Below are 13,979 nucleotides of genomic sequence, written 5' to 3'. Positions count from 1 at the left end.
GACAGGGTCACGGGGCGGAGAAGTGCCGCTGAAGACCCTGCCATACGCCGTCGTAGTCGGTCTGGAGGTGGTCGGCCCGCAGCGCCTGCGAGGTCACGGTCACCGGCCACCGTGTCTCGAACATGAAGGCCAGCCCGTCGTCGATCTTCTGCGGGCCCAACTCGGCCGCCGAGGCACGCTCGAACGTCTCCCGGTCGGGGCCGTGCGCGGACATCATGTTGTGCAGCGAGCCGCCGCCGGGGACGAAGCCGCCCTCGCCGCCTGTCTTCGCGTCGTAGGCGCCCTCGATGAGGCCCATGTACTCGCTCATGACGTTGCGGTGGAAGTACGGCGGTCTGAAGGTGTCCTCGCCGACGAGCCAGCGGGGAGCGAAGACGACGAAGTCGACGCCGGCCAGCCCCGGGGTGTCGGAGGGCGAGGTGAGGACGGTGAACAGGGACGGGTCGGGGTGGTCGTAGCTGATGCTGCCGAGCACGTTGAAGCGCCGCAGGTCGTAGACGTACGGCAGATGGCTGCCGTGCCAGGCGACCACGTCCAGGGGCGAGTGGTCGTAGACGGCCTTCCAGAGGTTGCCGCAGAACTTGTTGACGACCTCGACCGGCCGCTCCTCCTCCTCGTACGCGGCGACGGGGGCGAGGAAGTCCCGTGCGTTGGCGAGGCCGTTGGCGCCGATGGGGCCCAGGTCGGGGAGGGCGAAGGGGCGGCCGTAGTTCTCGCAGACGTACCCGCTCGCGCTCGCGTCGAGCAGCTCGACGCGGAAGCGGACCCCGCGCGGGATCAGCGCGACATGTCCAGGCTCGGCGCGCAGCAGCCCGAACTCCGTGCGCAGCAGCAGCCCGCCGTGCTCGGGGACGATCAGCAGTTCGCCGTCCGCGTCGCTGAAGACCCGGTCGGTCATGGAGGAGTTGGCCGCGTACAGGTGCACGGCCATGCCGGCGCGCTGCGTGGCGTCCCCGTTGCCGCCGAGAGTCCACAGGCCGGCGAGGAAGTCCGTGCCCTCGGCCGGCTCGGGGCAGGGGCCCCAGCGCAGCCTGTTGGGGTCGGGCTCGCTCTCCGTGAAGGGGGCGCTGGCCAGCGCCCCGTTGTCCGTACGGACGAAGCGGGGGTGCGCGGCCGAGGGGCGGATGCGGTAGAGCCATGAGCGCCGGTTGTACGCGCGGGGCTCGGTGAAGGCGCTGCCGCTCAACTGCTCGGCGTACAGGCCGAACGGCGCGCGCTGGGGTGAGTTGCGGCCCAGCGGAAGCGCGCCCGGCACCGCCTCGCTGCTGTGCTCGTTGCCGAACCCGGTCAGGTAGCTGAGTGTCCCGGCCGACTCGCGTGCCTGCTCGCGTGCCCGATCGGTCGTACGGTCCGTGCCCTGGCCCATCGCCAACTCCCGCCGCGTAAAGGATTCCTGTGCAGGACCATAGGAATTGTGTGGGTGCCCGTCAATGAAGAACCGGAGCGAAGGCGTCACCGCAACGTCGGTGAGCGGGCGGCGGCCTCGCGGCTGCGCGCCCGTACTACGCCTCTGAGCTGGAGTTTTGCTCATATTGTTCACGGCTGAACGTCTTGTGGTGGGCTTCGCCGCACACCTACGGTCATCCGGACCGCCGCACGCGAAGGGCGGAGTTCAACGGCGAACGCAGAGGTTGGAACCCCATGCTCACCCTTCTCGGCTTCCTGATGATCGCGACATTTCTGACGCTGATCATGACGAAGCGGATGTCGCCGCTGGCGGCGCTCGTACTGATTCCCGCGCTCTTCTGCGTACTGGCGGGGCAGGCAACCAGCCTTGGTGACTACGTGCTCAAGGGGATCGGGGACCTCGCGCCGACGGCCGCGATGCTGATGTTCGCCATCGTCTACTTCGGCGTCATGATCGACGTGGGCCTCTTCGACCCGATCGTCCGGGGCATCCTGCGGTTCTGCAAGGCGGACCCGATGCGTGTGGTGGTCGGCACGGCCCTGCTCGCTGCCGTGGTCTCGCTGGACGGCGACGGCTCCACCACATTCATGATCACGGTCTCCGCGATGCTTCCGCTCTACCGCAGGCTGAAGATGAGCGTGCTGGTGATGACGGGGATCGCGGCGACGGCGAACGGCGTCATGAACACCGTGCCCTGGGGCGGCCCCACCGCACGCGTGGCGACCGCTCTCAAGCTCGATCCGACCGATGTCTTCGTGCCGATGATCCCGGCGCTGGCCTGCGGGCTCGCCTGCGTCTTCCTCCTGGCCTGGGTGCTGGGCCTGCGCGAGCGCAAGCGGCTGGGCAGGCTGTCGCTGGGGGAGGAGAACGAGAGGGAGACCGTGCTCGCGGGTGCGGGTGCGGGTGCGGGTGCGGGTGCGGGTGCTGCGGGTGCCGGTGCCGGCTCTGGAGCCGATTCCGGTGGCTCCGGTGGCGCGCGCGGTGCCAAGGCGGCGGGTGGCGCGGGAGAGTGTGCGGGGGGCGGCACGGAAGCGGGCGCTGCCGGGGCGGACGAGCCCGGCGCCGGGGGTCAGGCCGACGAGCCGCTCGGGCTCGACCCGCACCGGGCGACCCTGCGCCCCAAGCTGTTCTGGTTCAACGCCGCGCTGACCGTGGCCTTGCTGGTCACGCTGATCACGCAGCTCCTGCCGATCCCGGTGCTCTTCCTGCTCGGCGCCGCCATCGCGCTCACCGTCAACTTCCCGCACATGAAGGACCAGAAGGCCAGGATCGCGGCTCACGCAGACAACGTGCTGAACGTCTCCGGGATGGTCTTCGCCGCCGCCGTCTTCACCGGCGTACTCACCGGCACCGGCATGGTCGAGGACATGGCACGCACGCTGGTGAGCGCCCTCCCCGACGGGCTCGGCCCATACATGGCCGTTGTGACCGCGGTACTCAGCATCCCGTTCACGTACTTCATGTCGAACGACGGCTTCTACTTCGGCCTCGTACCGATCCTCGCCGAGGCGGGTGGCGCGCACGGCGTCAGCGCCGTCGAGATCGCCCGTGCCTCCCTCGCCGGGCAGGCGCTGCACATGTCCAGCCCGCTGGTCCCCGCGGTCTACGTGCTCATCGGCATGGCCAAGGTCGAGTTCGGCGACCACACCCGGTTCACGGTCAAGTGGGCCACGCTCACCTCGCTCGTGGTCCTCGCCTCCGGGCTGCTGTTCGGCATTCTTTGAGGAGCGTGCGGCTGATGGGCGTGCGGCTGAGGGGGCGTTCCGCGGAGAGGCGTGCGGCTGAGGGGAGTTCGGCATTCCGTGCGGGGTGTGCGGAGAGGGGGGTGACATCCACCGGTCCTGTGACACCGGGCTGACACCGTGGTGACCCACCAGTAGTTTTGCCCTATGAAGGCACACGACGGCATGTACATCGGCGGCGCCTGGCGCGCTGCGGCAGGCACGGAGACGATCGAGGTCACCAACCCGGCGGACGGCACGCTCCTGGCCACGGTGCCCGCCGGCGGACCCGAGGACGTGGATGCCGCCGTACGCGCGGCGCGTGCCGCGCTCCCGGGCTGGGCCGCCACTTCGCCGGCCGAACGCGCTGCCAGGCTCGGGGCGCTCCGCGACATCCTGGTGGACAGGCGCGAGGAGATCGCCGCCACCGTCACCTCCGAACTGGGCTCCCCGCTCACGCTGTCCCAGAAGGTGCACGCCGCCGTGCCGATCGCGGTGTGCGGCAGCTACGCGGAACTGGCGGGCACCTACGCCTTCGAGGAGGAGACGGGCAACTCCCGCGTCCTGCGTGAGCCCGTCGGCGTCGTTGGCGCCATCACGCCCTGGAACTACCCGCTCCACCAGATCGTCGCCAAGGCGGCCCCCGCGCTCGCCGCCGGCTGCACCATGGTCCTCAAGCCCGCCGAGGACACCCCGCTGGTGGCCCAGCTCTTCGCCGAGGCCGTGCACGAGGCGGGCGTGCCCGCCGGGGTGTTCAACCTGGTCACCGGGCTGGGCCCCGTAGCGGGGCAGGCGCTGGCCGAGCACGAGGGCATCGACCTGCTCTCCTTCACGGGGTCCACCGCCGTGGGCCGCCGTATCGGCGCCGTCGCCGCCGGCGGCGTCAAGCGCGTCGCGCTCGAACTCGGCGGCAAGTCGGCCAACGTCATCCTGCCCGGCGCCGATCTGGCCAAGGCGGTCAAGGTCGGCGTCGCCAACGTCATGTCCAACTCGGGCCAGACATGCAGCGCCTGGACCCGCATGCTCGTCGACTCCGAGCGCTACGACGAGGCCGTACGGCTCGCGGCCGAGGCAGCCGCCAAGTACGTCACGGGGGACCCCCTCGACGAGGGCACCCGCGTAGGGCCCGTCGTCAACGCCAAGCAGCGCGAGCGCGTCACCGGGTACATCACGCGCGGCCAGGAGGAGGGCGCGCGCCTCGTCACCGGCGGCGCCGAGCCCCCCGAGGGCCAGGAGCGCGGCCACTACGTACGGCCCACCGTCCTCGCGGACGTCACCCCGGAGATGACCGTGGCGCAGGAGGAGATCTTCGGCCCGGTCCTGTCCCTCCTCAGGTACGAGGACACCGAGGACGCGCTCCGGATCGCCAACGGCACCGTTTACGGCCTCGCAGGCGCCGTCTGGGCGGAGAACGAGGAGGACGCCGTCGCCTTTGCGCGCCGCATGGAGACCGGACAGGTCGACATCAACGGCGGACGCTTCAATCCCCTCGCACCGTTCGGCGGCTACAAGCAGTCGGGGGTCGGGCGCGAACTGGGCGCCCACGGTCTGGAGGAGTATCTCCAGACCAAGTCCCTCCAGTTCTAGCCCCGTTACCGCCCCTCCTTCCCCCTGGAGCCCCGCATGGTCCGCGCCGCCGTACTGCCCGCCGTCTCGGCACCGCTCGACGTCACCTCGATAGTGCTGCCCGAACCGGGGCCTGGGCAGGTGCGGGTGCGGCTCGCCGCCGCCGGGGTGTGCCACTCCGACCTGTCCCTCTCCAACGGCACCCTGCGCCAGCCCGTACCCGCCGTGCTCGGGCACGAGGGAGCCGGAACGGTCGTCGGGGTGGGGGAGGGGGTCACGGCCGTGGCGCCCGGTGACCGCGTGGTCCTCAACTGGGCGCCCTCGTGCGGCGAATGCCACTTCTGCGCGCGCCTGTCCGAGCCGTGGCTGTGCGCACGCGCCAACGAGGCCACGACGACCCCGTACGCCAGCACACGCAGCGGCGACGGGCTCTACCCGGGGCTCAGCGTCGCGGCGTTCGCCGAGGAGACGATCGTGCCGCAGCGCGCCGTGCTCCCGGTGCCCGACGGCGTCCCGCTGGAGGACGCCGCGCTCCTCGGCTGCGCCGTACTGACCGGTTACGGCGCCGTGCACCACAGCGCCCGGGTGCGCGCGGGCGAGTCCGTCGTGGTCCATGGCGTGGGCGGCGTAGGACTGGCCACGCTCCAGTCCGCGCGGCTCGCGGGCGCCGGGCAGATCATCGCCGTCGACGTCTCACCGGAGAAGGAGGAACTGGCGCGTGCGGCGGGCGCGACCGACTACGTCCTCGCTTCGGAGACAACGGCCAAGTCCGTACGGGCGCTGACCGAGGGCGGGCACGGCGCCGATGTCGCCGTCGAGTGCGTGGGCAGGGCCGCCACCATCCGCGCCGCGTGGGACTCCACCCGGCGGGGCGGGCGCGTGACCGTGGTCGGGATCGGGGGCAAGGACGAGCGGGTCTCGTTCTCGGCGCTAGAGGTCTTCCACTTCGCCCGTACCCTGCGCGGATGCGTCTACGGGGACTCCGACCCGGCCCGCGACGTGCCGCTGCTCGCCGAACACGTCAGGGCAGGCCGCCTCGACCTGCGCGCGCTGGTGACCGACCGGATCACGCTGGACGGGGTGTCCGACGCGTTCGAGGCGATGCGGGCCGGGCGGGGCGGCCGTGCGCTGGTGGTGTTCTGAGCGGGCCCCGAGAGCCCCGGGGAGAGAGCAGCAGCACACACGGTGCCTAAGCGGGCGCTCACCCGCAGGGTAGGGTGGCGGCATGACGGTTGGGAGTGACGCGGCGCTGCGCCTTCAGGCGGGAGCCGTGGAGGCGTTCGCGGAGCGCGGGTTCCACGCGACGACCACCCGCGACATCGCGGGCCGCGCCGGCATGAGTCCCGCGGCGCTGTACATCCACTACAAGACGAAGGAAGAACTGCTCTTCCAGATCAGCCAGGTCGGGCACGAGCGCTCGGTGCGCATCCTGGAAGAGAGCACCGAGGCCACCGGGAGCGGGGTCAGGCACGCCGAACGGCTCGACCGCGCGGTACGTGCTTTCGTGCGCTGGCACGCCGAACACCACACCACGGCCCGCGTGGTGCAGTACGAGCTGGCCGCGCTGGGCGAGGAGCACTACGCGCGGATCGTGAGCCTGCGCCGCCGCAGCGAGGAGATCCTGCGCGGGGTGCTCGAAGACGGCGTCGCCTCGGGGGAGTTCCACATCGAGGACATCCGGGGCACGACGCTGGCCGTGATGTCGCTCTGCATCGACGTGGCCCGCTGGTTCAGCCCCGAAGGGCGTAAGACCCCGGACGAGATCGGCTCGCTGTACGCCGATCTCGTCCTGCGGATGGTCGGCAACGGCGGCCACCCGTAGCCGCGACGCTCACCAGTAGTAGCGGCTCAGGCTCTCGGCGACGCACACCGGCTTGGCCGCGCCCTCGCGTTCGACGGTCACCTGCGCCGCGACCTGTACGCCGCCGTCCGAAGCGTCGCTGACGTCGGTCAGCGTGGCCCGTGCGCGCAGCCGGGAGCCCACCGGGACGGTGGAGGGGAAACGCACCTTGTTCACGCCGTAGTTGACGCCCATCCGCATGCCTTCGACGCGCATGATCTGCGGGACGAGCGAGGGCAGCAGGGAGAGCGTCAGATAGCCGTGCGCGATGGTGGTGCCGAAGGGGCCGGCAGCGGCCTTCTCCGGATCGACGTGGATCCACTGGTGGTCACCGGTGGCATCGGCGAACCGGTCGATCCGCTTCTGGTCGACCTCCAGCCAGTCGCTGCTGCCCAGCTCCTGGCCGACCGCCTCCCGCAGTTCACCGGCCGAGGTGAAGACCCGGGGCTCCGCCATGCGTACTACCTCCCACACACATCCGTACCGAATAAGCGATTGCTCAGCGCCTCAGCATGCCAGCAGCTCAGGCCCCGCGCCAGCCTCGGCCCCTGGCCCTCCGGCCCTCTGGCCCTCCGGCCCTCACCAGACCGGCGGCCTGCGCGCGTGCCACGGCTGTGCGGCCTCCAACTGGGCCGACAGGGAGACGAGCAGCGCGTCCTCGCCGTACCGCCCGCCGAGCATCACGCCGATGGGCAGCCCTTCGGGCGTCCAGTGCAATGGCAGCGAGACGGCGGGCTGGCCCGTGGCGTTGAACATCGGAGTGAAGGGCGTGTAGCGGCCCACGGCGGCGAACTCGGCCGCCGGGTCCGCGTCGTCGCGCAGCCCGCCCACCGGCACAGGCGGCTGGGTGACCGTGGGGGAGAGGATCACGTCGTACCCCGTACCGGGCGTCATCAGCGCGTCGGCGATGAGCTGGCCCAGGGTGCGGAACGTGTACAGCGCCTTCGCGAACTCGTGGCCCGGCACATGGGCGCCCCGCTCGCGCATGTGGCGCGTCAGGGGCATCAGCAGCTCCTCGCGGCCCTCGGGAACCGGCCGCATCGTCGCCATCACGGACCACACCTTTGTGAAGCTGACCGCCATCGACTCGTCCGCGGGAAGGGCGAGTTCGTCCACCTCGTGCCCCAGCTCCCGCAGCAGCTTCGCGGTGCCCTCCACGGCCGCCAGACACTCGGGATGCACCACGGCGTCCGGGAGCGGTGGCTGTGTGAGCACCGCGACCCGCAGCCCTGACGGGGCGCGCGAGGGGTCGGCGTGCGCCGCGAAGGTGTCGCCGGGCGCGAGCCCGGGAGCGCCGTACGGGTCACCGGGCATCGGTCCTGCCAGCACGTCCAGCAGCGTCGCCGCGTCCAGCACCGTACGGGCCAGCGGGCCGGAGGTGGCGAGGCCCGTCACATCGTGCAGCGCGGGGCCCGAACTCACCCTGCCCCGGCTGGGTTTGATGCCGTACAGGCCGCAGGCCGAGGCGGGGATACGGATCGAGCCGCCGCCGTCGCTGGCGTGCGCGACCGGCGCGAGCCCCGAGGCCACGGCCGTGGCGGCGCCACCGCTGGAGCCGCCGGCCGAGCGGGTCAGGTCCCAGGGGGTGCGCGCGGGCGGCGCCACACGGTTCTCGGTGTAGCAGGGGATGCCGAATTCGGGGGTGTTGGTCTTGCCCGGCATCGGACTGCCGCCCGCGCGCAGTCTGGCCGCGACGTGGTCGTCGACATCGGGAACGTAATCCGTCAGCGCGGCCGAACCCATGGTTGTCCGTACGCGCGCGACGTTGTTGAGGTCCTTGACCGGCACGGGAACGCCGTGCAGCGGCGGCAGTTCGCGCCCTTCGCGGCGTGCCGCGAACGCCTCGTCCTCCGCTGCGGCGGCCTGCTCGCGGGCGAGTTCGGGCGTCGTGGTGATGAAGGCGCCCACAGCGGCATCGAGCTGTTCCATCCGGTCCAGATAGTGGTCCGTCAGCTCGACGGGCGAGACGGTGCCCGCCCGTACCGCTGCCGCCTGCTCGGTCGCCGTGAGGTCGTGCAGTCGGGTGTTGTCCATCGCCGCCGTCCATTCCTTCGAGCCCTGCCGGGCCGTCGACTGGTCGTACGGCGCATCCTCGCATCAGCCCTGGGAGGGCACCACGGTTCCACGGTTCAGACGCGAACCTCCGCTCTGGCGGTGCTCCTTGCGGCCTTCACGGCCCTCGCGGTGCCCGTCTGCCCGGGAGTCGCGGTGGCCGTCGGCACGCCTCTCCCTGCGTGCCGGGTGACCCTCGTGGGAGTCCATCACATTGATCATGCGGCGCAGCACCTCGGCGAGCCTGGGGGTCGGCGGCTGCGCGGGGTCGCACCGCATCAGCGACCTGCCGCCCCAGGTCAGCCTGTGCCACTCGTCGAGGGCCGTGGGCTGTCTGATCCCCTCGCGCTTCTCCCGTCTGCGCCGTGCGGCGACCTCGGACTCGTAGGCGAGCCAGACGTCACGCGCCTCTTCCAGCTCCTCCAGCGCGGCGACGAGCAGCGCGGGGTCCGGTTCGCGGTCATCGGGGTGGAAGCCCGCGTTGCCGCACAGGTGCTGCCAGGTGGCGCGGTGCCCGTACGGCGCGAACCGTTCCAGGCATTTGCGGAGAGCCTGCCGACGCTGGGACGGCTCTCTCTCTGGATCGCGGACTTGTTCAGCGAGAGCTCTGAAACCGGCCAATCATCCCACCTCCGGCGGAGAGGACCCGAGTCGTCGGGGATGTGACGTACAACCCCTCGCTTTGGATCCCTATCCGGTGAAACCTCTTCGCGCGGGGTGCGCGCACCTTGCTATGGCGTGGCGGAATACCCCGCATATGGCCCTCTATTCCTGAACGGGGCAATTGCTCGCCCCACAGAACGCAGCCACTTCCGGAATGCCCGCCTGTCACGCGGACCCGCTCTCGCGCGCCGCGTACATCAGGGGAACGAGCCCTCGCCCGTCGCCGTTCCCGTGCCCTCTCCCGCAGGGCGGCCCGCCCCTTCCGTGGCGACATACCGACTGGTTAGTCTGCCCGTGCACGGGACACCGTGAAGAGGACCGAAGAGGACCGGAGGGCAGCGGATGAACTCACTGCGCGACAGCGCCGTCGTCGTCACCGGGGCCGGCGGCGGCATCGGCGCCGCGCTCGCCCGGAGATTCGCCGCCGAGGGCGCGCGGGTCGCGGTCAACGACCGCGACCCGGAACGGGCAGCCGCCGTGGCGGAGGAGATCGGCGGCATCTCCGTACCCGGCGATGCCGGCACCGTCGTCGGCCCCGCGCGGGAAGCGCTCGGCGGCACCGTCGACACCTTCTGCGCCAACGCGGGGCTCGCCACCGAAGGCGGCCCCGAGTCGCCGGACAGCGCCTGGGACGCCGCGTGGGACACCAACGTCATGGCGCACGTCAGGGCGGCGCGCGAGTTGATACCCGGCTGGGTCGAACGGGGCAGCGGGCGTTTCGTCTCCACCGTCTCGGCCGCCGGGCTGCTCACCATGGTCGGCTCGGCCCCCTACAGCGTCACCAAGCACGCGGCGCTCGCCTTCGCCGAATGGCTGGCCGTCACCCATCGCCACCAGGGCATCGACGTGCACGCCATCTGCCCCGAGGGCGTGCGCACGGACATGCTCGACAGCACGGGTATCGCGGGCGACCTCGTGCTCAAGCCGGGCGCCGTCGAGCCGGCAGCGGTGGCCGACGCGCTCTTCGACGCCTTCGCCGAACGCCGCTTCCTCGTCCTGCCCCACCCGGACACGGCCCGCTACTACGCGGCTCGCGCCGCCGACACGGACAAATGGCTGGGCGGCATGAACCGCGTCCAGCGCGCCTACGAGGAGCGGTTGAAGGAGGCGGGAGCGTGACCCAGCACACACGGCCCGCGCGGCCGGCCCGCTACGAGGACAAGCCCTGGCTCGCCCAGCTCACCCCCCAGCAGCGCGCCCCTGTCACTCCGCCCCCGACGGTGACGCACGCCTTCCGTGAGGCGGCCCGCACGGTCCCCGACCGTGTGGCACTCGCCTACTTCGACGGGCGCCTGACCTACGCCGAGGCCGACACGCTCTCCGACGGCATCGCGGCCCACCTCGCCGCACGCGGCCTGGAGCGCGGTGACCGTCTCGCGCTGATGCTGCAGAACACCCCGCACTTCGTGCTCGCGCTGCTCGGCGCCTGGAAGGCGGGCGCCGTCGTCGTGCCGGTCAACCCGATGTACAAGGACCGTGAGGTCGCTCACGTCCTCCAGGACGCACAGGTGTCCGCGCTGGTCTGCTCGGACCGCGCCTGGGAGGCGTATCTGCGCGCCACGGCCGAGGGCAGCTCCGTCCACACGGTCCTGACCGCCTGCGAACTCGACCTCCAGACGCGGAACGACCAGCGCGTGCTCGACTTCGCCCGCACCCCGCCTGGCGAGGGAGCCGAGGACCTGCTCGCCGTCGCGCTGAACGGCGCGGGGCCGCCCGCCGGCCGCGAGCTGACCGGGGCCGACACCGCGCTCATCAGCTACACCTCCGGCACCAGCGGGGCGCCCAAGGGCGCCATGAACACCCACGCCAACCTCGCGTTCAACGCCGAGCGGCAGCGCCGCAGCGGTGCGACTCCCGAGGGCGCCTGCGTCTACGCGCTCGCGCCGCTCTTCCACATCACCGGCATGGTCGCCCAACTCGCCGGCTGCGTCCTCAACAGGGGCACGCTCGCGCTCACCTACCGCTTCGAGGCCGGAGTCGTCCTGGACGCGTTCCTGGAACACCGGCCGGCCTTCACCGTCGGCCCGTCCACCGCCTTCATGGCCCTCGCGGCACACCCGGCCGCCTCCCGTGAGCACTTCGCCTCCTTCACCCACCTCTCCTCCGGCGGCGCACCGCTGCCGCCCGCGCTCGTCGAACGGTTCCGCGCGGCCTTCGGCCCCTACATCGGCAACGGCTACGGCCTCACCGAGTGCAGCGCGCCCTGCGCCTCGGTACCGCCCGGCAGGGAGGCGCCCGTCGACCCCGACTCCGGCACCCTGGCCGTCGGCGTCCCCGGCCCCGACACCGTCGTCCGCATCCTGGATGAAGCGGGCGAACCCGTTCCTTTCGGGCAGCACGGTGAGATCGCCGTACGAGGCCCCCAGGTCGTGCCCGGGTACTGGCGGCGCCCCGAGGAGACGGCGGCCGGCATGCCCGGCGGTGAACTGCGCACCGGGGACATCGGGTTCATGGACGAGGACGGCTGGCTCTACGTCGTCGACCGCAAGAAGGACATGATCAACGCCTCGGGGTTCAAGGTCTGGCCGCGCGAGGTCGAGGACGTCCTCTACGCACACCCCGCCGTACGCGAGGCCGCCGTCGTCGGCGTCCCGCACGACTACCGGGGCGAGACCGTCAAGGCGTACGTCAGCCTCCGCGAAGGCGCGCTGACCGACCCGGGCGAACTGAGCGCCTACTGCAGGGAGCGGCTCGCCGCCTACAAGTATCCGCGCGAGGTCGAGGTACTCCCCGAACTCCCCAAGACCGCCAGTGGGAAGATCCTGCGGCGGGAGCTGCGTTCCCGTACGGGAAGCGCCTGAACGAACGAAAAGCGAGAGGCAGGTGACGGCCATGACCAGGGCCGGCACAGTACGAACCGGCCACGGCGGAACGGGGACCGAGGCCCCCGAGCCCGTGCCCCAGCGGCTCATGGCCGCCGCCACCCGTCTCTTCGCCGAGCAGGGCTACGACCGTACGTCCGTACAGGAGATAGTCGAGGCCGCAGGCGTCACCAAGGGCGCCCTCTACCACTACTTCGGCTCCAAGGACGACCTCCTCCACGAGATCTACGGCCGTCTCCTGCGGCTCCAGCAGGAACGGCTCGACCTCCTCGCGGGCAGCGAGGCCCCCGTCGAGCAGCGGCTGCGCGACGTCGCCGCCGATGTGGTCGTCACCACCATCGACAACCTCGACGACGCCATGATTTTCTTCCGCTCCATGCACCAGCTCTCACCCGAGAAGCAGAAGCAGGTGCGCGCCGAGCGCCGCCGCTACCACGAAAGGTTCCGCGCGCTCGTCGAAGAGGGGCAGCACAGCGGCGTCTTCAGCGACGCCACCCCGGCCGACCTGGTCGTCGACTACCACTTCGGCTCCGTACACCACCTCAGCAGCTGGTACAGCGCCGGCGGGCACCTCACCCCGCAACAGGTCGCCGAACACCTCGCCGACCTCCTCCTGCGCGCGCTGCGCCCGTAGCACGGCACACACACGAAGGGACCATCCGTGAAGGCATGGCGCGTCCACAGCAACGGCGAACCCCGCGACGTGATGCGGCTGGAGGAGGTGGCAGAACCCGAACCGACCCCGGAACAGCTCCTGGTGAGGGTGCTGGCCGCCAACGTCAACTACCCGGACGCGATGCTGTGCCGCGGCGAGTACCAGATACGCCCGCCGCTGCCCTTCACGCCTGGCGTCGAACTGTGCGGCGAGGTCGTGAACGGCCCGCGCGCGGGTGAACGCGTCCTGGGCCAGCCGGTGTTGCCCGTCGGCGCCTTCGGGGAACTCGCCGTCGTCCCCGCGTCCACGGCTCTGCCGGCGCCTCCGTCCCTGGACGACGCGGAAGCCGCCGCGCTTCATATCGGGTACCAGACGGGGTGGTTCGGTCTCCACCGGCGTGCGGCTCTGCGCGAAGGCGAGACGTTGCTCGTCCACGCCGCGGCGGGGGGCGTCGGCAGCGCCGCCGTTCAGCTCGGCAAGGCGGCGGGGGCCACCGTGGTCGGGGTCGTCGGTGGCCCCGCGAAGGTTGCGGTCGCGCGTGAGCTGGGGTGCGATGTCGTCGTCGACCGGCGGGCCGACGATCTCGTCGCCGTCGTCAAGGACGCCACCGGGGGGCGTGGCGCCGATGTCGTCTACGACCCCGTGGGCGGGGACGCCTACGCGAAGTCCGTCAAGTGCGTTGCCTTTGAGGGGCGCATCGTCGTGGTCGGCTTCGCCAGTGGTGCGGTGCCTACGCCTGGGCTCAACCATGCGCTCGTGAAGAATTATTCGATTCTCGGGTTGCACTGGGGGCTCTACGCTCGGCGTGAGCCGTCCGCGGTTTCCGCGTGTCACGCGGAGTTGTCCCGCCTCGTTGAGGCTGGGGCCGTTCGGCCCCTTGTGAGTGAGCGGGTGCCGTTGTCGGCTGCCGCCGATGCGGTTCAGCGCGTCTTTGACGGGGTGACCACAGGGCGCGTCACGGTCGCCCCCTGACCCTTCCTTCTCCGGGGCTTCGCCCCGTGCCCCCCCTGTTGTTGTTCCTGTGCTTTGAAGCCCCTTCCCGTTCGATATGGGGGCTTCGCCCCCTGGCCCCCGTTGGCCTCGCCGGCCGGGCGTTGAGGGGCGCTGCCCCCCAACAGCCCCCCGCTAGATGATTGATGCGCTTTGGCCTCTGTCCGGAATGGCGAAGAGTGCCCAGAATCGGTGGTGTTGAACACCGGCTCGACCCGAGGGACGCGCTGTGAACACCGATCTGGACACCCTTCTTATCGCA

12 protein-coding genes are annotated in these 13,979 nt (G+C 71.3%); 8 read left to right on the top strand and 4 right to left on the bottom strand.

The window, feature by feature from the left end; all coding sequences use genetic code 11:
- Window positions 1-7 precede the first annotated feature (7 nt).
- Window positions 8-1,366 (bottom strand): homogentisate 1,2-dioxygenase, encoded by a 1,359-nt coding sequence (gene hmgA, locus NMN56_RS39170; RefSeq protein WP_274046282.1) that lies wholly within the window; start codon window positions 1,364-1,366, stop codon window positions 8-10.
- A gap of 275 nt (window positions 1,367-1,641) precedes the next feature.
- Here hmgA and NMN56_RS39165 point away from each other — a divergent pair, with 275 nt between their 5' ends.
- The 4 genes from NMN56_RS39165 (at window position 1,642) to NMN56_RS39150 (ending at window position 6,517) form a co-directional block, all read left to right on the top strand.
- The gene (locus NMN56_RS39165; protein WP_274046283.1) at window positions 1,642-3,132 is read left to right on the top strand and encodes a CitMHS family transporter; all 1,491 of its coding nucleotides are present in this window, start codon (window positions 1,642-1,644) and stop codon (window positions 3,130-3,132) included.
- Window positions 3,133-3,297: 165 nt separating this feature from the next.
- Window positions 3,298-4,716 (top strand): aldehyde dehydrogenase family protein, encoded by a 1,419-nt coding sequence (locus tag NMN56_RS39160; protein ID WP_274046284.1) that lies wholly within the window; start codon window positions 3,298-3,300, stop codon window positions 4,714-4,716.
- A 36-nt stretch (window positions 4,717-4,752) separates the two neighbouring features.
- Window positions 4,753-5,838: a zinc-binding dehydrogenase gene (locus NMN56_RS39155; RefSeq protein WP_274046285.1), complete on the top strand. Its 1,086-nt coding sequence runs from the start codon at window positions 4,753-4,755 to the stop codon at window positions 5,836-5,838.
- A gap of 82 nt (window positions 5,839-5,920) precedes the next feature.
- Entirely contained in the window at window positions 5,921-6,517 is a 597-nt protein-coding gene (locus NMN56_RS39150) for a TetR/AcrR family transcriptional regulator (protein ID WP_274046286.1), read from the top strand.
- Window positions 6,518-6,526: 9 nt separating this feature from the next.
- On the opposite strand, the gene NMN56_RS39145 is transcribed toward NMN56_RS39150, so the two are convergent.
- The 3 genes from NMN56_RS39145 to NMN56_RS39135 form a co-directional block, all read right to left on the bottom strand.
- On the bottom strand, window positions 6,527-6,991 hold the full coding sequence (locus NMN56_RS39145; RefSeq protein ID WP_274046287.1) for a MaoC family dehydratase: 465 nt from the start codon (window positions 6,989-6,991) through the stop codon (window positions 6,527-6,529).
- A 123-nt stretch (window positions 6,992-7,114) separates the two neighbouring features.
- Entirely contained in the window at window positions 7,115-8,569 is a 1,455-nt protein-coding gene (locus tag NMN56_RS39140) for an amidase (protein ID WP_274046288.1), read from the bottom strand.
- 63 nt (window positions 8,570-8,632) lie between these two features.
- Window positions 8,633-9,208: a hypothetical protein gene (locus tag NMN56_RS39135; RefSeq protein ID WP_274046289.1), complete on the bottom strand. Its 576-nt coding sequence runs from the start codon at window positions 9,206-9,208 to the stop codon at window positions 8,633-8,635.
- Between the two features lie 384 nt (window positions 9,209-9,592).
- Here NMN56_RS39135 and NMN56_RS39130 point away from each other — a divergent pair, with 384 nt between their 5' ends.
- The 4 genes from NMN56_RS39130 to NMN56_RS39115 are packed head-to-tail and all read left to right on the top strand — an operon-like array spanning window position 9,593 to window position 13,699.
- Window positions 9,593-10,369 (top strand): SDR family oxidoreductase, encoded by a 777-nt coding sequence (locus NMN56_RS39130; protein WP_274046290.1) that lies wholly within the window; start codon window positions 9,593-9,595, stop codon window positions 10,367-10,369.
- Window positions 10,303-12,051 (top strand): class I adenylate-forming enzyme family protein, encoded by a 1,749-nt coding sequence (locus tag NMN56_RS39125; protein WP_430542830.1) that lies wholly within the window; start codon window positions 10,303-10,305, stop codon window positions 12,049-12,051. Before NMN56_RS39130 ends, NMN56_RS39125 begins: the two co-directional genes overlap by 67 nt.
- Window positions 12,052-12,082: 31 nt before the next feature.
- The gene (locus tag NMN56_RS39120; RefSeq protein WP_274046292.1) at window positions 12,083-12,706 is read left to right on the top strand and encodes a TetR/AcrR family transcriptional regulator; all 624 of its coding nucleotides are present in this window, start codon (window positions 12,083-12,085) and stop codon (window positions 12,704-12,706) included.
- A 27-nt stretch (window positions 12,707-12,733) separates the two neighbouring features.
- Window positions 12,734-13,699 (top strand): NADPH:quinone oxidoreductase family protein, encoded by a 966-nt coding sequence (locus tag NMN56_RS39115; protein WP_274046293.1) that lies wholly within the window; start codon window positions 12,734-12,736, stop codon window positions 13,697-13,699.
- Window positions 13,700-13,979: the final 280 nt, after the last annotated feature.

Origin of the sequence: Streptomyces iconiensis, assembly GCF_028657195.3 — a bacterium.
GTDB classification, from domain to species: Bacteria; Actinomycetota; Actinomycetes; order Streptomycetales; family Streptomycetaceae; genus Streptomyces; species Streptomyces iconiensis.
This window is presented reverse-complemented; position numbering and strand designations above follow the sequence as displayed.